General features: G+C 69.6%; 22 protein-coding genes and 2 tRNA genes. 11 read left to right on the forward strand and 13 right to left on the reverse strand.

Annotated features, from left to right (window positions below; translation table 11 throughout):
• Positions 1-95: 95 nt before the first annotated feature.
• Together ACIBTU_RS13370 and ACIBTU_RS13375 are read left to right on the forward strand one after the other, a co-directional pair.
• Complete coding sequence (locus tag ACIBTU_RS13370) at positions 96-1,148, forward strand: glycosyltransferase (protein ID WP_399126181.1); 1,053 nt, start codon at positions 96-98, stop codon at positions 1,146-1,148.
• 45 nt (positions 1,149-1,193) lie between these two features.
• On the forward strand, positions 1,194-1,385 hold the full coding sequence (locus ACIBTU_RS13375) for a hypothetical protein (RefSeq protein ID WP_399126184.1): 192 nt from the start codon (positions 1,194-1,196) through the stop codon (positions 1,383-1,385).
• A gap of 90 nt (positions 1,386-1,475) precedes the next feature.
• Here the strand turns inward: ACIBTU_RS13375 and ACIBTU_RS13380 are convergent, their stop codons facing one another.
• The gene (locus ACIBTU_RS13380) at positions 1,476-4,097 is read right to left on the reverse strand and encodes a valine--tRNA ligase (protein ID WP_399126186.1); all 2,622 of its coding nucleotides are present in this window, start codon (positions 4,095-4,097) and stop codon (positions 1,476-1,478) included.
• 115 nt (positions 4,098-4,212) lie between these two features.
• On the opposite strand from ACIBTU_RS13380, the gene ACIBTU_RS13385 reads away from it, so the two are divergent.
• Positions 4,213-5,157: a hypothetical protein gene (locus ACIBTU_RS13385; protein WP_399126187.1), complete on the forward strand. Its 945-nt coding sequence runs from the start codon at positions 4,213-4,215 to the stop codon at positions 5,155-5,157.
• 90 nt (positions 5,158-5,247) lie between these two features.
• On the opposite strand, the gene clpX is transcribed toward ACIBTU_RS13385, so the two are convergent.
• The 5 genes from clpX to ACIBTU_RS13410 form a co-directional block, all read right to left on the reverse strand.
• Positions 5,248-6,534 (reverse strand): ATP-dependent Clp protease ATP-binding subunit ClpX, encoded by a 1,287-nt coding sequence (clpX, locus tag ACIBTU_RS13390; RefSeq protein ID WP_161300949.1) that lies wholly within the window; start codon positions 6,532-6,534, stop codon positions 5,248-5,250.
• Positions 6,535-6,689: 155 nt separating this feature from the next.
• Entirely contained in the window at positions 6,690-7,349 is a 660-nt protein-coding gene (locus ACIBTU_RS13395) for an ATP-dependent Clp protease proteolytic subunit (RefSeq protein ID WP_188338946.1), read from the reverse strand.
• 65 nt (positions 7,350-7,414) lie between these two features.
• The gene (locus ACIBTU_RS13400) at positions 7,415-8,020 is read right to left on the reverse strand and encodes an ATP-dependent Clp protease proteolytic subunit (RefSeq protein WP_399126229.1); all 606 of its coding nucleotides are present in this window, start codon (positions 8,018-8,020) and stop codon (positions 7,415-7,417) included.
• Positions 8,021-8,523: 503 nt separating this feature from the next.
• Positions 8,524-9,909, reverse strand: coding sequence for a trigger factor (gene tig, locus ACIBTU_RS13405; RefSeq protein ID WP_399126188.1), 1,386 nt, complete (start codon positions 9,907-9,909; stop codon positions 8,524-8,526).
• A 188-nt stretch (positions 9,910-10,097) separates the two neighbouring features.
• A tRNA-Pro gene (locus tag ACIBTU_RS13410) sits at positions 10,098-10,174 on the reverse strand.
• Positions 10,175-10,363: 189 nt separating this feature from the next.
• Here ACIBTU_RS13410 and ACIBTU_RS13415 point away from each other — a divergent pair.
• A tRNA-Gly gene (locus ACIBTU_RS13415) sits at positions 10,364-10,434 on the forward strand.
• A gap of 77 nt (positions 10,435-10,511) precedes the next feature.
• Here the strand turns inward: ACIBTU_RS13415 and ACIBTU_RS13420 are convergent.
• Complete coding sequence (locus tag ACIBTU_RS13420; RefSeq protein ID WP_399126189.1) at positions 10,512-10,706, reverse strand: hypothetical protein; 195 nt, start codon at positions 10,704-10,706, stop codon at positions 10,512-10,514.
• Positions 10,707-11,382: 676 nt separating this feature from the next.
• Between ACIBTU_RS13420 and ACIBTU_RS13425 the strand changes: the two genes are divergently transcribed.
• Positions 11,383-12,540, forward strand: coding sequence for an acyltransferase family protein (locus tag ACIBTU_RS13425; protein ID WP_399126190.1), 1,158 nt, complete (start codon positions 11,383-11,385; stop codon positions 12,538-12,540).
• A 17-nt stretch (positions 12,541-12,557) separates the two neighbouring features.
• Here the strand turns inward: ACIBTU_RS13425 and ACIBTU_RS13430 are convergent, their stop codons facing one another.
• From ACIBTU_RS13430 to ACIBTU_RS13445, 4 genes are all read right to left on the reverse strand, one after another.
• Positions 12,558-12,998, reverse strand: a complete 441-nt coding sequence (locus ACIBTU_RS13430) for an HD domain-containing protein (protein WP_399126230.1) — start codon at positions 12,996-12,998, stop codon at positions 12,558-12,560.
• Positions 12,999-13,316: 318 nt separating this feature from the next.
• Positions 13,317-14,501 (reverse strand): PP2C family protein-serine/threonine phosphatase, encoded by a 1,185-nt coding sequence (locus ACIBTU_RS13435; RefSeq protein ID WP_399126191.1) that lies wholly within the window; start codon positions 14,499-14,501, stop codon positions 13,317-13,319.
• Positions 14,502-14,613: 112 nt separating this feature from the next.
• Positions 14,614-15,435 carry an Fpg/Nei family DNA glycosylase gene (locus ACIBTU_RS13440; RefSeq protein ID WP_399126192.1) on the reverse strand — a complete coding sequence of 274 codons (822 nt, stop codon included), beginning with the start codon at positions 15,433-15,435 and terminating at the stop codon, positions 14,614-14,616.
• Positions 15,436-15,531: 96 nt separating this feature from the next.
• Positions 15,532-16,014, reverse strand: coding sequence for a ribose-5-phosphate isomerase (locus ACIBTU_RS13445; RefSeq protein ID WP_399126193.1), 483 nt, complete (start codon positions 16,012-16,014; stop codon positions 15,532-15,534).
• A 173-nt stretch (positions 16,015-16,187) separates the two neighbouring features.
• Here ACIBTU_RS13445 and ACIBTU_RS13450 point away from each other — a divergent pair, with 173 nt between their 5' ends.
• Both ACIBTU_RS13450 and ACIBTU_RS13455 read left to right on the forward strand, forming a co-directional pair.
• The gene (locus ACIBTU_RS13450; protein ID WP_399126194.1) at positions 16,188-17,639 is read left to right on the forward strand and encodes an amino acid permease; all 1,452 of its coding nucleotides are present in this window, start codon (positions 16,188-16,190) and stop codon (positions 17,637-17,639) included.
• 63 nt (positions 17,640-17,702) lie between these two features.
• Positions 17,703-19,028, forward strand: a complete 1,326-nt coding sequence (locus ACIBTU_RS13455) for an FAD-binding oxidoreductase (protein WP_399126195.1) — start codon at positions 17,703-17,705, stop codon at positions 19,026-19,028.
• 10 nt (positions 19,029-19,038) lie between these two features.
• On the opposite strand, the gene ACIBTU_RS13460 is transcribed toward ACIBTU_RS13455, so the two are convergent.
• Positions 19,039-19,620, reverse strand: a complete 582-nt coding sequence (locus ACIBTU_RS13460) for a biotin transporter BioY (protein ID WP_188338935.1) — start codon at positions 19,618-19,620, stop codon at positions 19,039-19,041.
• A 273-nt stretch (positions 19,621-19,893) separates the two neighbouring features.
• Between ACIBTU_RS13460 and ACIBTU_RS13465 the strand changes: the two genes are divergently transcribed.
• The 4 genes from ACIBTU_RS13465 (at position 19,894) to ACIBTU_RS13480 (ending at position 24,066) form a co-directional block, all read left to right on the forward strand.
• Positions 19,894-21,297, forward strand: a complete 1,404-nt coding sequence (locus ACIBTU_RS13465) for an amino acid permease (RefSeq protein ID WP_399126196.1) — start codon at positions 19,894-19,896, stop codon at positions 21,295-21,297.
• Between the two features lie 156 nt (positions 21,298-21,453).
• Positions 21,454-22,893, forward strand: a complete 1,440-nt coding sequence (locus tag ACIBTU_RS13470) for an amino acid permease (RefSeq protein WP_399126197.1) — start codon at positions 21,454-21,456, stop codon at positions 22,891-22,893.
• 158 nt (positions 22,894-23,051) lie between these two features.
• The gene (locus ACIBTU_RS13475) at positions 23,052-23,702 is read left to right on the forward strand and encodes a superoxide dismutase (protein ID WP_399126198.1); all 651 of its coding nucleotides are present in this window, start codon (positions 23,052-23,054) and stop codon (positions 23,700-23,702) included.
• Positions 23,703-23,847: 145 nt separating this feature from the next.
• The gene (locus ACIBTU_RS13480; RefSeq protein WP_399126199.1) at positions 23,848-24,066 is read left to right on the forward strand and encodes a hypothetical protein; all 219 of its coding nucleotides are present in this window, start codon (positions 23,848-23,850) and stop codon (positions 24,064-24,066) included.
• Here ACIBTU_RS13480 and ACIBTU_RS13485 read toward each other — a convergent pair whose 3' ends face one another.
• Positions 24,067-24,723 (reverse strand): DsbA family protein, encoded by a 657-nt coding sequence (locus tag ACIBTU_RS13485; protein ID WP_399126200.1) that lies wholly within the window; start codon positions 24,721-24,723, stop codon positions 24,067-24,069.
• Positions 24,724-24,801 lie beyond the last annotated feature (78 nt).

Below are 24,801 nucleotides of genomic sequence, written 5' to 3' on the forward strand. Positions count from 1 at the left end.
CCCAAAGCCTCGTCCTGTCCCGCGACGCGCTCTGCGACCCGCGCGCGACCTGAGCACACCGCTACGGCCACCGCACCGCCCCACAGTCGTCTCCCATGCCCCTCGTAGCCCTCATCCCCGCACACGACGAACAGGACCGGATCGTCGCCACCCTGGCCGGCCTGTACCGGCAGACCTCGCGCCCCGACCGCATCGTGGTCGTCGCCGACAACTGCACGGACGAAACGGCCCGGATCGCCGCGCACTGCGGGGCCGAGGTCTTCGTACCCACCGACAATCGCGACAAGAAGGCCGGCGCGCTCAACCAGGCGCTCGGCCCGCTGCTCGACGAGCTCGACGACGACGCGTACGTCCTCGTGCAGGACGCCGACACCGTCCTCAACCCCGACTTCGTCGCCTGCGCCGTCGACGCGATGGCCGACCCGGAGGTCGGCGCCGTCGGCGGCATCTTCTACGGGGAGCCCGGCGGCGGCCTGCTCGGCCTGCTCCAGCGCATGGAGTACCAGCGCTACGCCGGCGAGATCCGCCGCAAGAAGAACGAGGCTGTCGTGCTCACCGGTACCGGCACCCTGTTCCGCGCGTCCGTGCTGCGCGAGGTCCGCGCGGCCCGGCTCGCCGGCACCGTGGGCGGCGGCGACGGCTACTACTCGCTGGCCTCGCTCACCGAGGACGACGAGATCACCAAGGCCGTCAAGACGCTCGGCCACCGCACCGTCTCCCCCGACGGCTGCTGGCTGGTCACCGAGGTCATGCCCTCGCTCGGCAAGCTGTGGCACCAGCGGCTGCGCTGGCAGCGCGGCGCCCTGGAGAACCTGCGCGACTACGGCTGGACCCCGGTCACCGCCCCCTACTTCCGCCAGCAGCTGCTGCTCGGTGTCGGTGCCCTCGCCCTCGGCCTCTTCGCCACCTTCGCCGTGCTCAGCCTCACCCTCATCGGCTGGCAGGGCTTCTCCGTGTTCTGGACGGCGATCACGCTGCTCTTCGTCGTCGAACGCACCCTGACCGTCCGCCGCCTCGGCTGGCGGGCCTCCCTGCTCGCCGCGCCCCTGATCCCGGAGCTGGCCTACGACGCGTTCCGCCAGGCCGTGTTCCTGCGCTCCCTGCTCGACCTGGTCCTGCGCCGCGAGGCCCGCTGGGTCACCACCTGAACCCGTAGAACCGTCAACACCCGACCCACTGACAGGAGTTCACTCATGTACGGAAAGCCCACGGACGCCGCGATACTCGGCGGTGGCGGCACCGGCACCCTCGCCGCCACCGGCTCGTCCCCGCTCGCGATCCTCGCCCTGATCGTCGGCTGCCTCACCCTGATCGCCGCCGGCCTGGCCGTGCGCAGCCTCGTCCCGGTGGTGCGCGGCAAGGACAAGGGCCCCGGACCGCGCTGAGCCCCGCCCGCCCCACGGAGAAGGCCCCCGGAACCGATGGGTTCCGGGGGCCTTCAGGTGTCGTACGGGGATCGGCGTACGGAGATCAGGTCACGCCTGCGGGAGGCGGTCCAGCTGGGACTGGATGCGGGCGATGTCCTCGTCCGCCTTGGCCAGGCGGCCCTTGATCTTGTCCACGACGTTGTCCGGGGCCTTGGCGAGGAAGGCCTCGTTGCCCAGCTTGCCCTCGGCCGCGGCCTTGTCCTTCTCCGCGGCGGCGAGGTCCTTGGCCAGGCGCTTGCGCTCGGCGGCCACGTCGATCGCGCCCGACAGGTCGAGGGCAACCTCGACCCCGGCCACCGGCAGCGTGGCGCTGGCGGCGAACGCGTCACCCTCCGGCTGCAGCTTCAGCAGCTGGCGGATGGCGGCCTCGTGCGCGGCGAGCGGGCTGCCTTCGAGGGCGAGGCGGGCCGGGACCTTCTGGCCCGCCTTGAGGCCCTGCTCGGCCTTGAAGCGGCGGACCTCGAGGACGACCTGCTGGATCGTCTCGATCTCCTTCTCCGCGGCCTCGTCACGGAAACCGGAGTCCTTCGGCCACTCGGCGAGGACGACCGTCTCGCCGCCCGTCAGCGTCGTCCACAGCGTCTCCGTGACGAACGGGACGATCGGGTGCAGCAGACGCAGCGTCACGTCGAGGACCTCACCGAGGACCCGGCCGGACACCTTGGCCTGCTCGCCGCCCGCCATGAACGTCGTCTTCGACAGCTCGACGTACCAGTCGAAGACCTCGTCCCACGCGTAGTGGTAGAGCGCGTCGCTGAGCTTGGCGAACTGGTAGTCGTCGTAGAGGCCGTCGACCTCGGCCACCGTCTTGTTGAGCCGCGACAGGATCCAGCGGTCGGTCGCCGACATCTGCTCGGGCTCGGGCAGCGGGCCCTCGACCGTCGCGCCGTTCATCAGCGCGAAGCGGGTCGCGTTCCAGATCTTGTTGGCGAAGTTGCGGGAGGCCTGGACCCAGTCCTCGCCGATCGGGACGTCGATGCCCGGGTTGGCGCCCCTGGCCAGGGTGAAGCGCAGGGCGTCGGAGCCGTACTTGTCCATCCAGTCCAGCGGGTTCACGACGTTGCCGAACGACTTCGACATCTTCTTGCCGTTCTCGTCACGGACCATGCCGTGGAACGCGATCGTGCGGAACGGCGGCTGGCCGTCCATCGCGTAGAGACCGAACATCATCATGCGGGCGACCCAGAAGAACATCAGGTCGTAGCCCGTGACCAGGACCGAGTTCGGATAGAACTTCTCCAGGTCCGGGGTCTGCTCGGGCCAGCCCAGCGTGGAGAACGGCCACAGGCCGGAGGAGAACCACGTGTCGAGGACGTCGGTGTCCTGCTTCCAGCCCTCGCCCGTGGGCGGCTCCTCGTCGGGGCCGACGCAGACCAGCTCGCCGTCGGGACCGTGCCAGACGGGGATGCGGTGGCCCCACCACAGCTGGCGCGAGATGCACCAGTCGTTCAGGTTGTCGACCCAGTCGAAGTAGCGCTGCGACATGTCGGCCGGGTGGATGTCGACCCGCCCGTCGCGGACCGCGTCGCCCGCGGCCTTGGCGAGCGTCTCGACCTTGACCCACCACTGCAGGGACAGACGCGGCTCCAGCGTCGTCTTGCAGCGCGAGCAGTGGCCGACGGAGTGGACGTACGGACGCTTCTCGGCGACGATCCGGCCGTCGGCGCGCAGGGCGGCGACGATCGCGGAGCGGGCCTCGAACCGGTCCAGGCCCTGGAAGGGGCCGTGGGCGGTGATCACGCCGCGCTCGTCGAGGACCTCGATGGCCTCGAGGTCGTGACGCTGGCCGATCGCGAAGTCGTTCGGGTCGTGCGCCGGGGTCACCTTGACGGCGCCGGTGCCGAACTCCGGGTCGACGTGCGTGTCGGCGACGACCGGGATGGACCGGTCGGTCAGCGGCAGCTTGATCTGCTTGCCGATGAGGTGGGCGTAGCGCTCGTCGTCGGGGTGGACGGCGACGGCGGTGTCGCCGAGCATCGTCTCCGCGCGGGTCGTGGCGACGACGATGGTCTCGTCACCCTCGCCGTACTTCATGGAGACGAGCTCGCCGTCGTCGTCCTGGTAGTCGACCTCGATGTCGGAGATGGCCGTCAGACAGCGCGGGCACCAGTTGATGATGCGCTCGGCGCGGTAGATCAGGCCGTCGTCGAACATCTTCTTGAAGACGGTCTGGACGGCGCGGGACAGACCCTCGTCCATGGTGAAGCGGTCCCGGCTCCACGCCAGGCCCTCGCCGAGGCGGCGCATCTGGCCGGCGATCTGCCCGCCGGACTCGGCCTTCCACTCCCAGACGCGCTCCACGAACGCCGCGCGGCCCAGGTCGTGGCGGGACTTGCCCTCCTTGGCGAGCTCGCGCTCCACGACGTTCTGCGTGGCGATACCCGCGTGGTCCATGCCCGGCTGCCACAGCGTCTCGAAGCCCTGCATGCGCTTGCGGCGGGTGAGGGCGTCGATCAGCGTGTGCTCGAAGGCGTGGCCCAGGTGGAGCGAGCCCGTGACGTTCGGCGGCGGGATGACGATGGTGTACGCCGGCTTCTCGCTCTTCGCGTCCGCCTCGAAGTACCCACGCTCTACCCAGCGCTCGTACAGCGGCCCCTCTACCTCGGCCGGCGCGTACTGGGTCGGCAGTTCGGAGGTGGGCGCTGTCTGCTGCTGAGTGTTCTCGGTCACGGGGTCAGTTTAGAGGGGTCACAGTCCCGTACTGAAACCGAATCCGGGGGACCGATCCGCACGCGCGTACGTCAGGATGTCGGGAGCACATAAACAGCGGGAGGGAACCCCAGTAATGAGCTACAACCAGCCGGGCCCGTACGGAGGCCAGCAGCCCCAGCAGCCCGGGCCCTACGGCCAGCAGCCGCAGCAGCCGGGACCGTACGGCCAGCAGCCCCAGGCGCCGCAGCCCGGCTACGGCTACCCCCAGCAGGCTCCCCAGGGTGTCCCGCCGCAGCAGGGCGGCTACAGCCAGCCGCAGCAGCCCGGCCCCTACGGCCAGCAGCCGCAGGCCCCGTACGGCGGCCAGTACCCGCCGGCCCCGCCGGCCGGTGGCGGCGGCGGCAAGAAGACCGGCCTGATCATCGGCGCCGTCGCGGTCGTGGCCGCGCTCGGCGTCGGCGCGTACTTCGTCTTCGGTGGCGGAGGCGGCGCCTCGGTCGCGGACGACGGCGCCCACAAGCTGACGACGCCGGCCACGGTGCTCGGCGAGTACAAGAAGAACGCGAGCGAGTCGTCGAGCGGCGGCTTCGACGACCAGGACATGAAGGACGCCGAGAAGGACGGCCTGAAGAACGGCACGCCCGTCAACGCCTCCTACGAGGTCAAGGACACGTCCAACCCGATGGGCGGCAAGGCCCTGCAGTTCCAGGGTGCCTACGGCGAGATCGACGACCCGTCGAAGCTCGTCGACGGCATGTTCGCCAAGGCCGCGGACAACGCCGCCAAGGACGAGAGCGGCAACACCAAGGGCACGCTCATCGGCGACCCCACCGACTTCAGCACCGACGACTTCGTGCTGAAGTGCCAGGAAGTGAAGATCGAGAGCAAGAACCCCTCCACGGCCACCAAGGGCCCGAAGGCGTTCAACATGCCGGTCTGCATCTGGGGTGACCACAGCACCGTCGCGATGGTCGTCCCGATCGAGGTCGCCGACATGCTCGCGGGCAAGTCCCCCGACCTGAAGGCCGCCTCCGACATCGCGGCCAAGCTCCGCACCGAGGTCCGCGTCAAGGCCTGACGCGCACCCGCGGAAACGTGACGAGAGGGGCCCCGGTCGGACATCCGACCGGGGCCCCTCTCATGTCAGCTCACGTCAACCGCGGTGCGGCTACGCCGACTTCTGCTCGCCGCTGCCCGTGCCGCGGGCGTCGCGCGGGATCAGGGTCGGGTTCACGTTCGAGTGGACCGCTTCCGCTGTGATGACGACTCGGGCGACGTCCTTGCGGGACGGGACCTCGTACATCACCGACTGGAGGACCTCCTCCATGATGGCGCGCAGGCCGCGGGCGCCGGTGCGGCGGAGGATGGCCTGGTCGGCGATGGCCTCGAGGGCCTCGCGCTCGAAGTCCAGCTCCACGCCGTCGAGTTCGAAGAGGCGCTGGTACTGCTTCACCAGCGCGTTCCGCGGCTCCACGAGGATCTGGAGCAGGGCCTCGCGGTCGAGGTTGTGGACCGAGGTGATGACCGGGAGACGGCCGATGAACTCGGGGATCATCCCGAACTTCACCAGGTCCTCCGGCATGACCTCCTGGAACTGGTCCTTCTCCTCCAGCTCGCGCTTGGAGTGGATCGTCGCGCCGAAGCCGATGCCCTTGGCGCCGGCCCGCGACTCGATGATCTTCTCCAGACCGGCGAACGCGCCGCCCACGATGAACAGGACGTTCGTCGTGTCGATCTGGATGAACTCCTGGTGCGGGTGCTTGCGGCCGCCCTGCGGGGGGACGGACGCCGTCGTGCCCTCGAGGATCTTCAGGAGGGCCTGCTGCACGCCCTCGCCGCTGACGTCGCGCGTGATCGACGGGTTCTCGCTCTTACGGGCGACCTTGTCGATCTCGTCGATGTAGATGATCCCCGTCTCGGCCTTCTTGACGTCGTAGTCCGCGGCCTGGATCAGCTTCAGCAGAATGTTCTCGACGTCCTCGCCGACGTAGCCCGCCTCCGTGAGGGCGGTGGCGTCGGCGATCGCGAACGGGACGTTCAGCATGCGCGCCAGGGTCTGGGCGAGAAGTGTCTTGCCCGAGCCTGTGGGGCCGAGGAGCAGGATGTTGGACTTCGCGAGTTCGATCGCGTCGTCACGGCCCTGCGCTCCGCCGTTCTCGCCGGCCTGGACGCGCTTGTAGTGGTTGTACACGGCCACGGAGAGCGCCTTCTTGGCGGCCTCCTGGCCCACGACGTAGCTCTCGAGGAACTCGTAGATCTCGCGAGGCTTGGGAAGTTCCTCCCAGCGGACCTCGCTCGTCTCCGCGAGCTCTTCCTCGATGATCTCGTTGCAGAGGTCGATGCACTCGTCGCAGATGTACACACCGGGGCCTGCGATGAGCTTCTTGACCTGCTTCTGGCTCTTTCCGCAGAACGAGCACTTGAGCAGATCGCCGCCGTCACCGATGCGTGCCACGAGGTGCTTCCCCTTCGCCTGGGAGACGCTCGCACAAGCGGCTCCTGGTGCCTGTATCCGACGGTACCTTGCCGGGCCCCCCGTTCGGGCCCCCCTTGGCACGGTTCACTTCGACGTGAACCGTGCCGGGGAACGGCAGACGATACAGCGTGCTGTTACGCGATCGCTTCGTTGTTCATCTTGCGGGTGGAGATGATCTGGTCGATCAGGCCGTACGCGAGCGCGTCCTCGGCCGTGAGGATCTTGTCGCGCTCGATGTCGTCGCGGATCTTCTCGATCGGCGTCGTCGAGTGCTTGGCCAGCATCTCCTCCAGCTGCGTCCGCATGCGGAGGATCTCGTTGGCCGCGATCTCCAGGTCGGAGAGCTGCTCACGGCCGGTGCCGCCGGAGGGCTGGTGGATCAGCACGCGCGCGTTCGGCAGGGCCATGCGCTTGCCCGGGGTGCCGGCGGCGAGGAGCACGGCGGCCGCGGAGGACGCCTGGCCCATGCAGACCGTCTGGATGTCCGGCTTCACGAACTGCATCGTGTCGTAGATGGCCGTGAGGGCCGTGAACGAGCCACCGGGGCTGTTGATGTAGATGGAGATGTCGCGGTCCGGATCCATCGACTCCAGGCACAGCAGCTGCGCCATGACGTCGTTGGCCGACGCGTCGTCGATCTGCACACCGAGGAAGATCACGCGCTCCTCGAAGAGCTTCGCGTACGGGTCGTACTCGCGCACGCCCTGCGAGGTGCGCTCGACGAAGCGCGGGATCACGTAGCGGTTGTCGACCTGCGGGCCCGTGTAGAGGCCGCTGCCGGGGATGTTGTTCATGATGGCGGTGTTCCGTCCTGGTGAAGGAAGCAGTGGGCTGGGTCGGCCGGTGCTGATCGCGGGGATCAGGCGCCCGTGCCGCCGCCGCCCGGAACACCCGTAGCGGCAGTGATGATCTCGTCGATGAGGCCGTAGGCCTTGGCCTCCTCGGCGGTGTACCAGCGGTCGCGGTCACCGTCACGGATGATCGTCTCGACGGTCTGGCCGGAGTGCTGGGCCGTGATCCTCGCCATACGCTGCTTCGTCCGCAGCAGGTACTCGGCCTGGATCTTGACGTCGGAGGCCGTGCCGCCGATGCCGGCGGAGCCCTGGTGCATCAGGATGTCGGTGTTCGGCAGCGCGAAGCGCTTGCCCGCCGTGCCGCCGGTGAGCAGGAACTGGCCCATGGAGGCCGCCATGCCCATACCGATCGTGACCACGTCGTTCGGGATGTACTGCATGGTGTCGTAGATCGCCATGCCGGCCGTCACCGAGCCGCCGGGGCTGTTGATGTAGAGGTAGATGTCCTTCTCCGGGTCCGCTGCCAGGAGAAGCATCTGCGCGGTGATCTTGTTGGCGATGTCGTCGTCGACCTGCTGGCCGAGGAAGACGATTCGCTCGCCGAGCAGCCGGTTGTAGACATGGTCGCCGAGGCCACCACCGATGGACGGCTCGCCGGCGGCGGAAGGCATCTGAATCGTCACGTATCCACCTGCTCGTCTCTGACGGCTAGCGCGCCGTCTCGCGTCTCTAACTGAGGCCGGGGCCCTCGCTCGGGGACTCCCCTGCCCTCGTATTCATGGACCCTAACGCGCGGGCCCCTCCGGAGAATCCCGGGAATGGAACTGTTCGCTGTGAGCGCATGCGCTCCGCTCGGTGCGGGGTCATGGCTCGGCCGGGGGTGCGATCAGCCCTCGCCGGGGCGCGGTCGCGTCTGCCATCGACGGTCTCGCGGCGGGTGCGGCTTGTACGGGGCTGGTCGCGCAGTTCCCCGCGCCCCTGGAGGGCACACTTCGTGCGCCCCCAGGGGTTGGTTGTCGCGCCCCGCGACGGAGTCGCTGATCGGATACAGCCCCGCGCCCCTGAAGGGCACACTTCGTGCGCCCCCAGAGGGCTGCCGGCCGCCCCCAGGGGTGGGGCGCAGCAGGCCCCCGGGACGGGGTCCCGGGGGCCTGCTGGGGTGGTGCTACGGGGGTCAGGCCTGGGCCTGCTCCTCCGAGGGCTCCGTGGACTCGGCGTCGGCGACGACGGTCTCGGCGATCTCGTCCTCGTCGTCCTCGAGGTCGACGACCTCACCGTTGGTGTCCTTGACCGTGGCAGCCTCGACGACGACCGCGAGGGCCTTGCCGCGGGCGACCTCGCCGACCAGCATCGGGACCTGGCCGCCCTCGACGACGGCCTGGGCGAACTGGTCGGGGGACATGCCGGAGGAAGCGGCGCGACGCATGAGGTGCTCGGTGAGCTCCTCCTGGTTGACGTTCAGCTTCTCCTTGTTGACGAGCTCGTCGAGGACGAACTGCGTCTTGATGCCCTTGACGGCCTGCTCGCGCGTCTCGGCGTCGAACTCCTCGACCGTCTTGCCCTGGATCTCGAGGTACTTCTCGATGTCGAGACCCATCTGGCCGAGCTGGTGGTGCTCGAGGTTGTGCTTGCGGGTCTGGACCTCGTCCTCGAGCAGCTTCTCGGGGACCGGGACCTCGACCAGCTCGAGCAGCTTCTCGAGGACACGCTCCTGGGCCTGGGTGGCCTGGTCGTACTGCTTCATGTTCTCGAGGCGCTTGCGGCTGTCGGCCTTCAGCTCGTCGAGGGTGTCGAACTCGGAGGCGAGCTGGGCGAAGTCGTCGTCCAGGCCCGGCAGCTCACGGGCGGCGACCTGGGTGACCTTGACGGTGACCTCGGCCTCCTTGCCCTCGGCGGAGCCGCCCTTGAGCTCGGAGGTGAAGGTGGCCTCGCCACCGGCCTCCAGGCCCTTCACGGCGTCGTCGATGCCGTCGAGCAGCTCGCCCGAGCCGATGGTGTAGGAGACGCCGGAGGCGACTCCGTCCTCGAGGACCTCGCCCTCGACCTTGGCCTCGAGGTCGATCGTCACGACGTCGCCGTCCTCGGCGGCACGCTCGACCGGGGAGGTGGAGGCGAAGCGCTCACGGAGCTGCTCGACCGACTTGTCCACGTCCTCGTCGGTGACCTCGACCGCGTCGACCTCGACCTCGATGCCGGAGTAGTCCGGGATCTCGATCGTCGGGCGGATGTCGACCTCGGCGGTGAAGTTCAGCGTCTCGCCGTCCTTCAGCTCCGTGATGTCGACCTCGGGCTGGCCCAGGACGTTGAGCTCCGCCTCGTTGACCGCTTCGGTGTAGAACTTCGGAAGCGCGTCGTTGACCGCCTCCTCCAGGACCGCACCGCGGCCGAAGCGCTGGTCGATGACGCGGGCAGGGATCTTGCCCTTGCGGAAGCCCTTCACCGTGACCTGCTGGTTGATCTTCTTGTACGCCGCGTCGAGGCTGTCCTTGAGCTCCTCGAAGGGCACCTCGATGCTGAGCCGAACCCGGGTCGGGTTCAGGGTCTCCACGGCGCTCTTCACGGTTCGGTCTCCTTGGGGGCTGACTTCTGGGTTCCTGCCCGGTCTTGAGAGACACGGTCTGAGAGACACACGGGCACGCAGCTTGCATAGTAACGGCAAGCAGGAGCCGACCCACAACGCGATCTTCAGGAGCCCCGCGGAGCAGACGACGAGCGTCGGGGCCGCCGGTGGGCGGCCGTCCGGAACGCTGGTCGGGGTGGCGGGATTTGAACCCACGGCCTTCCGCTCCCAAAGCGGACGCGCTACCAAGCTGCGCCACACCCCGTCGGTGCGACACGTAGGGTACATGCCCGCAGGCAGTGCTACTCCCCCCTTTGCGGGGGTGGGACGCGGGGTCGGGACACGGGGTGCGGACGGGACGACCGGCGCGGGTCGGACAACGGGTGTGCGGTCCGGCCCGGGGACCCGCTACGATGCCTGCGTACCGCGGTCACCGAGATCTGGTGTCCCGCATGCGGGCGTAGCTCAATGGTAGAGCCCTAGTCTTCCAAACTAGCTACGCGGGTTCGATTCCCGTCGCCCGCTCTCTTCCAAGGCCTCCGGCCCGGATCCACCCCAGGTGGACCGGGCCGGGGGCTTTTTCGCTCCCGGCGTCCGGCCGCTCAGAATTTGATCGCGGCGATGCTCGACGCGACGGAGTTGAGGAAGTTGTTGATCGCGGGCGCCATTCCGGTCGAGGCCAGGAAGAAGCCGAAGAGGACCGCCACCACGGCGGGCCCCGCCTTGATCGAACCACCTCGCATCAGCACGACGAGGACGATCGCCAACAACAGCACCACTGACAGCGAAATGGCCACACTGATCACACCCTAGGTCGGTCCGCTCTCCCGGCCCGGGGGGTACAGCCCCACACCCCCCGCCAGAACCATCGTGCCACCAACACGGCCTCCGTATGCGGCCGGTGACGCATCGTCGGCCACGCGCGCGCGAGGGCGCGGGGCCCGGACACCCCCGGGGCGCACGAGCAGCGCACGTGGGCGGGGTGGTCAGCACGCCGGGGGCGGGGGTGGGGGTGCCGGCGAAATCGGCTTGATCGTTTCCATGGGGCACATGCGGCGCACACATGCCCCTCGCACGCTCGCCGCAGGTCCACCCAGGTCCCCTGCGCCATTTCCGCACTTTCCCCTCGACGTGATCACACCCACACACGGGGCGCGGCCGAGGAGAAATTAAAGAGAATCCTCAGAATTCGACGACGCATCGCATCGCGCGATCACCGCCCGTTATCCATGCGATCACCATGCGGGGATGATTGTGATGAATGCGACAACCTGCCGGGCCGGAAACAGATGTTATGCACCGTTTAAGTGGGATGAAAAGCGGGATACCGGACAGGTCGGCAATAAGTCCATGACGGATCCGTGGCCCACACACCCATCCCGGCTCGCGTAAATGCCGAGCGCGCCCGAGAGAAAAGCGGGAATGACGTCGGGAGTTTTACGAAATCGCACAGGCGCCACTAGGGTGCCTCAGATGTTCCGCACTGCGCACGGGTCGCACCGCAGTCAGCCGCTGCCTCCGGCCGCACCGACCGTGGACGCGACGCCCTCCCCCCGAGCCCCGCACGATCCGCGCCCCGCGGCCGCCTCCCCGGCGGCCCCCGCCCCCAAACAGCGGGACGCGTTCTTCGACAACGCGAAGTACCTGGCGATCGTCTTCGTCGCCATGGGGCACTCCTGGGAGCCCCTGACGGACGGCAGCCGCGCCGCCGAGGCGCTCTACATGGTCGTCTACACGTTCCACATGCCGGCTTTCATCATCGTGTCCGGCTACTTCTCGCGCAGTTTCGACATGCGGCCGGACCGGCTGCGGCGACTGATCACCGGCGTCGCCGTGCCGTACGTGATCTTCGAGATCGCCTACACCTTCTTCAAGCGGTACGCGGACGACGACCCGTCGCAGCCGTTCAGCCTGCTCGACCCCTGGTACCTGACCTGGTTCCTGGTCGCGCTGTTCGTGTGGCGGCTCACGACGCCGCTCTGGAAGGTCATCCGCTGGCCGATCCCGGTCGCCCTCGGCGTCGCCGTGCTCGCGTCGATCTCCCCCGACATCGGCGACGACCTGGACCTCCAGCGCGTGCTGCAGTTCCTGCCGTTCTTCGTGCTCGGCCTGTTCCTCAAGCCGGAGCACTTCCAGCTGGTGCGGCGGCGCGAGGTGCGGATCATCGCGGTGCCGGTCTTCCTGGCCGCGATCGTGCTCGCGTACTGGGCCGGGCCGCGCATGACGTCCGCCTGGTTCTACCACCGCGACAGCGCGCAGGAGCTGGGGGCGCCGTGGTGGGCCGGTGTCGTGATGACGCTCGCCCTGTTCGGCTGCTCGATGGTGCTGACCGCGTGCTTCTTCGCCTGGGTGCCGGGGCGGAAGATGTGGTTCACCGTGCTGGGCGCGGGCACGCTGTACGGCTACCTGCTGCACGGCTTCCTGGCGAAGGGCTCCCGGTTCTGGGGCTGGTTCGACGCGGGGTGGATCCACAAGCCGCTCGGGGAGGTCGCCGTCACCCTCATCGCGGGCACGGTCGTCACGCTGCTGTGCACGCCGCCCGTGCAGAGGGCCTTCCGGTTCGCGATGGAACCGAAGATGGAGTGGGCGTTCAAGAAGGACGCGGCGGAGCTGGCGCGCTCGCGCCGCTGAGCTTCAGTCGCCGATCCTCAGTCGCTGAGCCCGAGCAGGGCCCGCATCCTCGCGTATTTGCCGGTCAGGCGGGTGCGGGTCGGCTCGTCGAGGACGGCGAGGCGGGCCGGGTCCGCGTTGTGCGCCAGGTCCGCCTCTTTGACGAGGCGGGCGCCGGGGGTGTCGAGGATGCGACGGGCATAGATCTGCGGAGATTCGTCCGCGCGCTTGGTGAGCGCGCGGACGATTTCCTTTGTGGCGTCCGTGAGCGGGGCGGAGTCCAGCCAGTCGGCGGTCAGGGCGTCGTCCTCGACGGCGTCGTGGAGCCAGGCGGCGGCGATCTGGTCCGGGGTGCCGCCGCGCCGCTCCACTCCCGAGGCGACGGCCTGGAGGTGCTCCGCGTAGGGGCGGCCGGCCTTGTCCGTCTGGGCCGCGTGGGCCTGCCGGGCCAGGGCCTCGATCTCTGCCAGGGTCAGCATCCGCATGGAGTGACCCTATGCGGACCCGTCCCCCGCGCATGTCCTCACGGTCCCGAAAGTCGCCGTGGGTCCGCTTCTTCGTCACCGGGTGCGGCCCGGTGGGGGCTGGTCGCGCCCCGCGGCGGAGCCGCTGATGGACACAGCCCCGCGCCCCCTGAGATGCGCACTTCGTGCGCGATCTCAGGGGGCGCTCACGCATCGGAGAAATGCGACCCGAAGGGTCTGCATTTCAGGGGCGCGGGGAACTGCGCGACCAGCCCCCACCGGGGGAAGACGCGAAGACGGCCGTGACCGGCAGGGCGGGGCGGGGACGACCAGTCAGCCCAGCGGAGCGTTGTCGCGGCAGATCAGCAGCAGCGCCCGGTCGTCGTTGACGTCCTTGGCGACCGCCTCGATGAGGTGCCAGGCCGCGCCGTGGAAGCCGCCGGTGACGTAGCGGTCGGCCTCGCCGGTGAGGCGGTCGATGCCCTCCGAGATGTCCCGGTCGGCGGTCTCCACGAGTCCGTCCGTGAAGAGCATCAGCACGTCACCGGGGCGCAGGGTGCCCTTGATCGCGTCGAACTCCGCGCCGTCGTAGACCCCGAGGAGCGGGCCCTCCGCGGCCTTCTCCTCCCAGCGGCCCGTGCCCGCGTTGAGCTGGAGGCCCGGCGGGTGACCGGCCGAGTAGAGCTCGTAGTCGCCTGATTCGAGGTCGAGGACGAGATGGATGGACGTGGCGAAGCCCTCGTCCCAGTCCTGGCGCAGGAGGTACCCGTTGGCCGCCGGCAGGAACGCGTGCGGCGGGAGCGAGCCGAGCAGGCCGCTGAACGCGCCGGCGAGCAGGAGGGCCCGGGACGCCGCGTCCATGCCCTTGCCGGAGACGTCGGTGAGGACGACCTCCAGCGTGCGCCCGTTGTTCGTGCGGGCGGCGACGACGAAGTCGCCGGAGAAGGACTGGCCGCCGGCCGGGCGCAGGGCCATCTCCCGGTGCCAGCCCTGCGGCAGCTTGGGCAGCCGGCTCTGGGTGCGGATCCGCTCGCGCAGGTCGAAGAGCATGGTGCCGCCGCGCCGCCAGGGCACGCCGACGCGGCTGCGGAACTGGGCGATGAGCAGCCCGAAGAAGCCGCAGGCGGCGACGGTGAGCACGGTGCCGGGGGTGACCGCGGCGATGTTCTCGGCGTAGGGGCCCAGCTGGACCGACTCGACGATGAGGGCGACGGCCGCCGCCGCGTACAGGCCGAGCAGGCTGGCCGGGCGCAGCAGGAGTCCGCCCGCGACGATCGGCAGGACGAGGACGGCCGGTGAGCACCAGACCGGGTCGAGGATCGTGAAGCAGGCGATGACCGGCACGGTGAACAGGAGGCCGACGAGGGCGATCCAGTCGGAACCGTCCCCGCGGAAGTAGTCGACGCCGGATTTGCGCACGGCGGTGCGGACCCGGTGCATGCGCATCTTCAACCGGGCCGGAAGCGTGTCGGCCTCCGCGCGCTGTTCGCGCCCGTGCCGTTCTCGTCGTACCGCCATTGCTCGTGGACCCTATCCGTGCGGCCTGGACCTGCGCACGGGTGGTCCCACTTGTCCCCCTTTCCGGGCACCGTACCCGGTTGCGGGTCGGGCCGGAATCAGAAGGGGAGGTTCAGCGGGCGCCGGTGGGCTGGCAGGCGGGGCACCAGAAGAGATTGCGGGCCGCGAGTTCGGCGGTGCGGATCTCGGTGCCGCAGAGGTGGCAGGGCTGGTTCGCGCGCCGGTAGACGTAGACCTCGCCGCCGTGGTCGTCGACGCGGGGCGGGCGGTTCATCGCCTCGGGGGTGTGCTCGGGGCGGACCGTGTCGATGCGGTTGTGGCGGACGCCCTCGCGCATGAGGTCGACGAGGTCGTCCCAGAGCTCGGTGAAGCGGGCCTCGCCGATGTCGCGGCCGAGGACGTACGGGTCGATGCCGTGGCGGAAGAGGACCTCGGCCCGGTAGACGTTGCCGACGCCGGCGACGATCTTCTGGTCCATCAGGAGCGCGGCGATCGTGGTGCGGCTGCGGGAGATCCGGGCGTATGCCTTGGCGGGGCCGTCGGCGGGGCGCAGCGGGTCGGGGCCGAGGCGGTCGTGTATCGCCTGCTTCTCGGCGTCCGTGATCAGGGCGCAGGTGGTGGGGCCGCGCAGGTCCGAGTAGTGCGTGGCGTTGACCAGGCGCAGGCGGACCGTGTCGGTGGGGGGCGGGGCGGGGGTCTCGCCGAGGGTGTACTTGCCGAACAGGCCGAGGTGGATGTGGACCCAGGAGTCCTCGGGGCCGAAGCCGAGGAAGAGGTGCTTGCCGTGGGCCTCGGTGCGGGTCAGTTCCTGGCCGGTGAGGAGTTCGGCGGCGTCGGAGAACTTGCCCTGGGGGCTGGTGACCCGGGTTTCCGTGCCCCGGAAGCGTTCGGCGTGGTCCTGGGCCAGGCGGTGGATCGTGTGGCCCTCGGGCACGCTGGGTTCCTCTCGGGGCGGGCGGGGTCCGGCGGAGCGGGGGTCCGGGGCACGGGGCTGCGTCCCGGACCCCCGCTCCTCGAAGGCCGGAGAGGCTTACTTCGGGTGGTGGTCGGGGATCGGGGGGAGCTCGCCCGTGGTCTCGTAGGCCGAGAGCATGTCGATCCGGCGCTGGTGCCGCTCCTCACCCGAGTACGGCGTGCTCAGGAAGATCTCGACGAACTTCGTCGCCTCCTCCTGGGTGTGCATGCGGCCGCCGATCGAGATGACGTTGGCGTCGTTGTGCTCGCGGCCGAGCGCGGCGGTCTGCTCGCTCCAGGCGAGCGCCGCACGGACGCCCTTGACCTTGTTCGCGGCGATCTGCTCGCCGTTGCCCGAGCCGCCGATCACGATGCCGAGCGACTCCGGGTCCGCGGCCGTCTTCTCCGCGGCGCGGAGGCAGAAGGGCGGGTAGTCGTCGAGGGCGTCGTAGATGTGGGGCCCGCAGTCGACGGGCTCGTGGCCGTGGGCCTTGAGCCATTCGACCAGGTGGTTCTTGAGTTCGTAGCCGGCATGATCCGAGCCGAGGTACACGCGCATGCGTCCGAGTGTGGCACGCCGGGGGCCGGGGGGCCGCCTCCGGGTGCGGCGGCGCGCGCGGGGCGGGGCCGCCGGTACGGGCTTGGCAACGATCCGGACTCAGGGGTTCCGCTGGGGGCCTTGTCGTGCTTTGAATGTGAACGCTCGTTTGCACCAGATCTAAGGACCCGTGCATGACAACGCAGTCAGCCCCCACCACGGACACCCTCGAGAGCGGATCGCCGGACAGCGGCGACGGACTCAAGGCCGGCCTGAAGAACCGGCACCTGTCGATGATCGCCATCGGCGGCGTCATCGGCGCCGGCCTCTTCGTCGGCTCCGGCTCCGGCATCGCCGCCGCCGGCCCCGCCATCCTCATCTCGTACGCGCTGGTCGGCGCGATGGTCGTCTTCGTGATGCGGATGCTGGGCGAGATGGCCGCCGCCCGGCCGACGTCCGGCTCCTTCTCCGCCTACGCCGACCAGGCGCTCGGGCGCTGGGCCGGCTTCTCCATCGGCTGGCTGTACTGGTTCTTCTGGGTCGTGGTGCTCGCCGTGGAGGCGACCGCCGGGGCGAAGATCCTCAACGGCTGGATACCGGCCGTCCCGCAGTGGGGCTGGGCCCTGCTCGTCATGCTCGTGCTCACCGTGGTGAACCTGGCCGCGGTCGGCTCCTACGGCGAGTTCGAGTTCTGGTTCGCCGGGATCAAGGTCGTCGCCATCGGCGCGTTCGTGGTCGTCGGCCTGCTCGCCGTGTTCGGCCTGCTGCCGGGCTCCGACAACCCGGGCAGCGGACTGGCGCACCTGACCGACTCCGGGGGCTTCTTCCCCAAGGGGCCGGGGGCGATCCTCACCGGTGTGCTGATGGTCGTCTTCTCGTTCATGGGCTCCGAGATCGTCACGCTCGCCGCCGGTGAGTCCGAGGACCCGCAGAAGGCCGTCACCAAGGCCACGAACTCCGTGATCTGGCGCATCGGCATCTTCTACCTGGGCTCGATCTTCATCGTGCTGACGCTGCTGCCCTGGAACGACAAGTCCATCGTCGACGAGGGCTCGTACGTCGCCGCGCTCAACTCGATCGGCATCCCCCACGCCGGTCAGGTCATGGACGTCATCGTGCTGACCGCCGTCCTGTCCTGCCTCAACTCGGGCCTGTACACGGCCTCCCGCATGGCGTTCTCGCTCGGCCAGCGCGGTGACGCGCCCAAGGCGTTCGCGAAGACCACCTCGCGGGGTGTGCCGCGGGCCGCGATCCTCGGCTCCGTCGTCTTCGGCTTCCTCGCCGTCTGGTTCAACTACCAGTGGCCGGACACCGTCTTCAACTTCCTGCTCAACTCCTCCGGCGCGGTCGCCCTGTTCGTGTGGCTGGTCATCTGCTTCACCCAGCTGAAGATGCGCGGCATCATCCTGCGCGAGACGCCGGAGAAGCTCGTCGTGAAGATGTGGCTCTTCCCCTACCTGACCTGGGCGACGATCGCGGCGATCTCCTTCGTGCTCGTCTACATGCTCACCGACGACGCCGGGCGCGAGCAGGTGCTGCTCTCGCTGCTCGTCGCGGTGTTCGTGGTCGGCGTCTCGCTGGTGCGGGAGCGGACGAAGAAGAACGCGCCGCTCACCGACTCGGTCACCGACTCGGTGGAGAGCTGACCGAAGGCTGACAGAACAAAAAAGCTGACGGAACCTGTCAGGTTATGCGGGCACAGTGCCCGTATGACCACTGCAGAGACCCTTGCCCTCCGGCCCGGTGACGCCGGATACGACGACGAGATCGCCGGGTTCCAGACCGGCTTCGCCCTCCGCCCCGACGTGGTGTTCACCGCGTCGGGGCCGGACGACGTGGTGGCCGCCGTCGCGCACGCCGCGGCCGCCGGACTCCCCGTCGGCGTGCAGGCCACCGGGCACGGGCTGCCGGACTCGGCGGAGGGCGGCGTCCTCGTCAGTACGCGCCGGATGGACACGGTCACCGTGGACCCGGTGGCCCGTACGGCCAGGATCGGCGCGGGCGCCCGCTGGGGCGCGGTCGCCGAGGCCGCGGCCCCGCACGGACTCGCCCCGCTGAACGGCTCGGCGCCGAGCGTCGGCGCTGTCGGCTACACGCTGGGCGGCGGACTCGGCATCCTGGCGCGGGAGTTCGGCTACACCGCCGACCATGTGCGCTCCGTGGACGTGGTGACGGCCGACGCCGTCCTGCGCCACGTCACCGCCGAGAGCGACCCCGAGCTCTTCCACGGCCTGCTCGGCGGGGGCGCGAACCTCGGCGTCGTCACCGCGATCGAGGTGGGCCTCGTCCCGGTGACCCGGCTCCACGGGGGCTCCCTCGCCTACGACGGCCGGGTCACGGACCCGGCGGACATCGTGCGGGAGTACACGCGCTGGGCCGCGACCGTCCCCGACACCCTGACCTCGTCGCTCGCCGCGCTCGTCTACCCGGACCTGCCGTCGATGCCGCCCCACCTGCGCGGCACGTACCTGGTCTCCGTACGGATCGCCTTCACGGGCAGCGCGGAGGAGGGCGAGCGGCTCGTGGCGCCGCTGCGGGCCGCGCTCGGCCCGGCGCTCTCCGACACCCTGCGCGAGATGCCGTACGGGGAGAGCCACACCATTCACAGCGACCCGGACTTCGCGCACCCCTATTACGGGGACAGCGTGTTCCTGGACGCGCTCGATCTCGCCGGGGTCACCGAGCTGTTCACCGCGTGCGGGCCCGGCGCCGACGGCATGCACGTCGTGCAGCTGAACCAGCTGGGCGGCGCGCTGTCGCGGCCGGCGGCGAACGCGGTGCCGTACCGGGACGCGGCCTGGCTGGTGCGGATCCTGTCGCCGCTCGGCGAGGGCGGGCGGGACGCGGCGCGGGCGCATCACGCGCGGGCGTTCGGCGCGGTCGCGGACCGTGTCATGGGCCGCTCCCTCAACTTCGCGTTCGGCGGCGCGGACCGGCCCGAGGGGCTGTACGACGCGGGAACGCGAAAGAGGCTCGCCGATCTGAAGGCCACGCACGACCCGGCGAACCTCTTCCGGAGGAACTACAACGTCTAGCGGGTGACGCTCACTTGCCGACGAACTTCCAGGCGGTGGGCAGCGCGCCCATCGCCAGGGCCGCCTTGATCGCGTCGCCGATCAGGAACGGGGTGAGGCCCGCGGCGATCGCGGCGGTCAGGCTCATGCCGGTGGACAGCGCCAGGTACGGGACGCCGACCGCGTAGACGATCGCCTCGCCGACGAGGAAGGCGCGGGCCGTGCGCCACACCGAGCGGTCGTCGCCGCGGCGGGCCAGGGCGCCGACGGCCGCGGAGGCGAGCATCAGGCCGAGGACGTAGCCGAAGGACGGCATCGCGAAACCGGCGGTGCCCTCGGCGAACCACGGCATGCCGGCCATGCCCGCGAGCGCGTACACGGCGAGCGCGAGGAAGCCGCGGCGGGCGCCCAGCGCGGTGCCGACGAGCAGCGCGGCGAAGGTCTGCCCGGTGACCGGCACGGGCGAGCCCGGCACCGGGATCGCGATCTGCGCGGCGATGCCGGTGAGGGCGGCGCCGCCGAGGACCAGCGCGATGTCCTTGGTGCGGGAGGCGGGCAGCAGGTCGGCCAGGACCTTGCCCGGACGGGCGACGGCGGCGGTGGCGGTACTCATCGGGTCTCCGCGTTTCTGGAGTGCTGGGCAAGGTGGTGGTTCTTCGTGACGCTATCCCAGGGGGCTCGCGGCGATCACGGTCGCGCCTCGACAAAGGCTTGAGCGGGGTGTTGGTGGGCTCCGCACAAAGGTCGTCACGCACACCCCGCGCGGGGTGACGCTCGTCACTGAGGTCAGCTGTCGGACGGGTGCGTTTTGCGGTGCGGGGTGATGGGCGGCGAGACTGTAGGTTCCCGCCAATTCCTGCGCACCTCAGATCGGCTGACGCACCTGATGCACGACCCCCGGCACGACGACGCCCCGCTCCCCTCCGAAGGACCGCTGCCCGACGAACCGCTCGGCGGTGGGCTCAAGCAGCGGCATCTGACGATGCTGGGGCTCGGCGGGGTGATCGGCGCGGGCCTGTTCGTGGGGTCCGGGGCCGGGATCGAGGTCGCGGGCCCGGGCATCGTCGTCTCGTATCTGATCGCGGGCGCGCTCGCGATGTGCGTGATGCGGATGCTGGGCGAGATGTCGGCGGCGATGCCGGCCTCCGGCTCGTTCTCGGTGCACGCGGAGCGGGCGCTCGGCCGCTGGGCCGGGTTCAGCGTGGGCTGGCTGTACTGGTTCCTGCTCGTCGTGGTGCTCGCGGTGGAGGCGACGGGCGCGGCGCAGATCGCGAACGGCTGGGCGCCGTCGGTGCCGCAGTGGACGTGGGTGCTGCTGTTCATGGTGGTGTTCACCGCGGCGAACCTGACGGCGGTGAAGAACTTCGGCGAGTTCGAGTTCTGGTTCGCCTCCCTCAAGGTCTTCGCGATCGTCGCGTTCCTGGTGCTCGGGCTGCTGGCGATCTTCGGGCTGCTCCCCGACACGGACCCCGTCGGCTTCACGCACCTCACCGGCGACGGCGGTTTCCTGCCGCACGGCTGGCAGGGCGTCGTCTCGGGCGTGCTCGCGGTCGTCTTCGCGTTCGGCGGCCTGGAGGTCGTCACGATCGCTGCGGCCGAGTCGGACGACCCGGTCCGTTCGGTGGCGCGGGCGGTGCGCAGCGCGGTGTTCCGCATCCTCTTCTTCTACGTCGGCTCGATGCTGGTCATCGTGACCGTGCTGCCGTGGACGGCGCAGAAGGCGGGCGTCAGCCCGTACGTCACCGTCCTCGACGCCATCGGCATCCCGTCGGCGGGCCAGATCATGAACATCGTGGTGTTCGTGGCGCTGCTCTCGGCGCTCAACGCCAACCTGTACGGCGCGTCCCGGATGGTGTTCTCGCTGGCCGAGCGCGGGGAGGCGCCGCGCTCGCTGCTGAAGGTGAGCGGGGGCGGGGTGCCGCGCCGGGCGGTCCTCGCGTCGGTGGCCTTCGGCTTCGTGTCCGTGCTGCTGAATCTGAAGTGGCCGGACTCGGTGTTCCTCTACATGCTCAACTCGGTCGGCGCGGTGCTGCTGTTCGTGTGGGCGCTGATCGCGGTGTCGCAGCTGCGGCTGCGCCGGCGCATCGAGGCGGAGGCGCCGGAGCGCCTGGTCCTGAAGATGTGGGCGTTCCCGTGGCTGACCTGGGCGGCGCTCGCCGCGATGGCCTCGGTGGTCGGCCTGATGCTGACCGACGACGGGGCGCGGCCGCAGTTGCTGTGGTCGACGGGGGCGACGGCGGCGGTACTGGCCGTGGCGGGTGTGCGGGAGTTGCGCGCACGGCGTGCCTGATCCTTCACGCAGCGTCTACGAGGACGTCGCGGGGTGTGAGCGTCGTGTCCGTATAGCGGAAACGTATTCCCTGTGAGCGGGCCCCGCCCCCAGACTGTGGGCCGTTTACGCACCGTTTACTCATGACCCGTCTCAGCTAGTGAACAGGGCACATCCATGTCTCGGACGTCCGCGCAGTCAGCCGCAGAGGATGCGGCAACCGTAGAGGATGCGGTCGCGCAGCCCGTCGAACAGCCGGCGGCCGCCGAGCCGTCGCTCTCGCACGGCCTCAAGCAGCGCCATCTGTCGATGATCGCGCTCGGCGGCGTGATCGGCGCCGGCCTCTTCGTCGGCTCCGGCACCGCGATCGCCGCGGCCGGTCCGTCGATCATTCTCGCCTACGCGATCTCCGGCGCCCTCGTGATGCTGGTGATGCGCATGCTCGGCGAGATGGCGGCGGCGTATCCGGCCTCCGGCTCCTTCTCCGTGCACGCGGAGCGGGGCATCGGTCCGTGGGCCGGGTTCACGGCGGGCTGGTCGTTCTGGTTCCTGCTGTGCGTGGCGGTGGGCCTCGAGGGGATCGGCGCTGCGGGCATCGTGCACGCGTGGGTTCCCGGTGTGCCGGAGTGGGCCTGGGTCGCGCTGTTCATGCTCCTGTTCACCGGCTCGAACCTGGCCGCGGTGAAGAACTTCGGCGAGTTCGAGTTCTGGTTCGCGACGCTCAAGGTCGGCGCGATCGTCCTCTTCCTGGGCATCGGCGTCCTGGCCATCCTCGGCGTCCTGCCCGACGTCGAAGCCCCCGGCATGTCCAACCTCACCGGCCACGGCGGCTTCATGCCGAACGGTTCGGAGGGTCTGATCGTCGGTCTGCTCGCTTCCGTCTTCGCGTACGGCGGTCTGGAGACCGTCACCATCGCCGCCGCCGAGTCCGAGCACCCGGTGCAGGGTGTCGCCAAGGCGGTCCGTACGGCGATGTGGCGCATCGCGCTCTTCTACGTCGGCTCGATGGCCGTCGTCGTCGTGCTGCTGCCGTGGACGGCGAAGGAGATCCCGACCAAGGGCCCGTACGTCGCCACCCTGGACCACCTGGGCATCCCGGCCGCCGGTCAGATCATGAACGTCGTCGTCCTGATCGCCCTGCTGTCCGCGATGAACGCCAACATCTACGGCGCCTCCCGCATGGCCGGCTCGCTGGTCGCCCGCGGCATGGGCCCGAAGATCGTCGGCCGGATCTCGGGCGGGGTGCCGCGGGTCGCGGTGGCGCTGTCGGCCGCGTTCGGCTTCGTGTGCGTGCTGCTCAGCTACTGGCGCCCGAACGACATCTTCGCCTGGCTGCTCAACACCATCGGCGCGATCATCCTCGTCGTCTGGTTCTTCATCGCCATCTCGCAGCTGGTCCTGCGCCGCAAGCTGGAGCGCGAGGCGCCGGAGAAGCTCGTCGTGAAGATGTGGGCGTACCCGTACCTCACCGTCCTGGCGCTGCTCGGCATGGTCGCGGTGTTCGTCCTGATGGCCCGCGAGCCCGGCACCCGTGAGCAGCTGCTCTACACCGGTGGGCTGACCCTGGTCCTCGCGGTCGTCGGCTTCGTGCGGCAGAAGCTCGCCGAGAAGAAGTAGTCCCCCCCTGTTCCGACTGTTTCCCCCTGTTTCCGAAGGACCCCCGGGCCAACTGGCCCGGGGGTCCTTCGCGTTGCGCGCGGCACTCTTGCTGTTAGCCTGCACTTGCACATAACTTGCAATAAGCCGTGCAATGAGCAGCCGGAGGGCACACGTACATGGCCATCTACACGCTTCCTGAGCTTCCCTACGACTACGCGGCGCTCGAACCGGTCATCAATCCGCAGATCATCGAGCTGCACCACGACAAGCACCACGCGGCGTACGTGAAGGGGGCCAACGACACCCTGGAGCAGCTCGCCGAGGCCCGCGACAAGGAGCAGTGGGGCGCCCTCAACGGCCTGGAGAAGAACCTGGCCTTCCACCTCTCCGGCCACATCCTGCACAGCATCTACTGGCACAACATGAACAGCCCGAAGGACGGGGGCGGCGGCGAGCCGCAGGCCGCCGACGGCGTGGGCGACCTCGCCGACGCGATCACCGAGTCCTTCGGATCCTTCGCCGGTTTCAAGGCACAGCTGACCAAGGCCGCCGCGACGACACAGGGCTCCGGCTGGGGCGTCCTCGCCTACGAACCGGTCAGCGGGCGGCTGATCGTCGAGCAGGTCTACGACCACCAGGGCAACGTGGGCCAGGGCTCGACCCCGATCCTCGTGTTCGACGCCTGGGAGCACGCCTTCTACCTGCAGTACAAGAACCAGAAGGTCGACTTCATCGACGCGATGTGGGCCGTCGTCAACTGGCAGGACGTCGCCAAGCGGTACGCGGCCGCGAAGGAGCGTGCCTTCAATCTGCTGCTCGCCCCCTGACGGGGACGCGCCGCGTCACATACGTCCCGCCTCGTGATCGTCTTCTCAACCTTCACTGCGGCGGGCGGCTGAAATGACAGACCCCCGTGAGGACGTGACTCACGGGGGTCTGTCGGTTTTACCGTTTCCGGGGCATCTTGGGCCGATGACCAACGAGGTGGAGCGTCAGCGGCACTGCCCGACCTGCAAGTCCTACGAGCAGCACCGCCATCTGACGCCCGAGGAGGACGCCTGGCTCCGGAAGACCGAGGGCGAGACGTACACCCACGACTGGTGGCGCTGCAAGAAGACCGGCTGCCGGACGCTGCGGAAGCACGGCGTCGAGAGCCGGAACGTCCAGCTCCCCGAGGACTTCGACGACTGACTAGTTCTCGAAGACCGGGCCCGCCGTACGCGTCCGCTTGATCTCGTAGAAGCCCGGGACCGACGCCACGAGCAGCGTGCCGTCCCAGAGCTTCGCCGCGGCCTCGCCCTTGGGCGCCGGCGTGACGACCGGGCCGAAGAACGCGATCTGCTCGCCGTCCGCGCCGGGGACCGCGATGACCGGCGTGCCGACCTCCTGGCCGACCTTGTCGATGCCCTCCTTGTGGGAGGCGCGCAGCTCGGGCTCGTACTTCGTGTCGTCCCAGTGCTCGATGAGGGAGGCGGGCAGGCCGACCTCGTCGAGGGCGGCGGCGACGGCCTCCTTGGTCGGGCCCTCGCCCCCGTTGTGGATCCGGGTGCCGAGCGCCGTGTACAGGTCGCCGAGCACCTCCGAACCGTGCTCCTGCTGCGCGGCGATCACGACACGGACCGGGCCCCAGGCCTTGGTCTCGAGCATGTCGCGGTACTCCTCGGGCAGCTCGTCGAGCTTGTCCTCGTTGAGGACCGCGAGGCTCATCACGTTCCACCGCACCTTGATGTCGCGGAACTTCTCGACCTCGAGCACCCAGCGGGAGGTCATCCACGCCCAGGGACACAGCGGGTCGAACCAGAAGTCGACGGGGGTCTTCTCGACGGGCTTCTCGGCCGTGGCGGGCATGACACTCCTAGGCAGTCGCTGAAGGGGTACGCCCGGGTACAACGCGCTCGCGGGGCGGTCCCATTCCCGGATGTCCGG

Origin of the sequence: Streptomyces sp. NPDC050145 (assembly GCF_044460245.1) — a bacterium.
Taxonomy (GTDB): domain Bacteria; phylum Actinomycetota; class Actinomycetes; order Streptomycetales; family Streptomycetaceae; genus Streptomyces.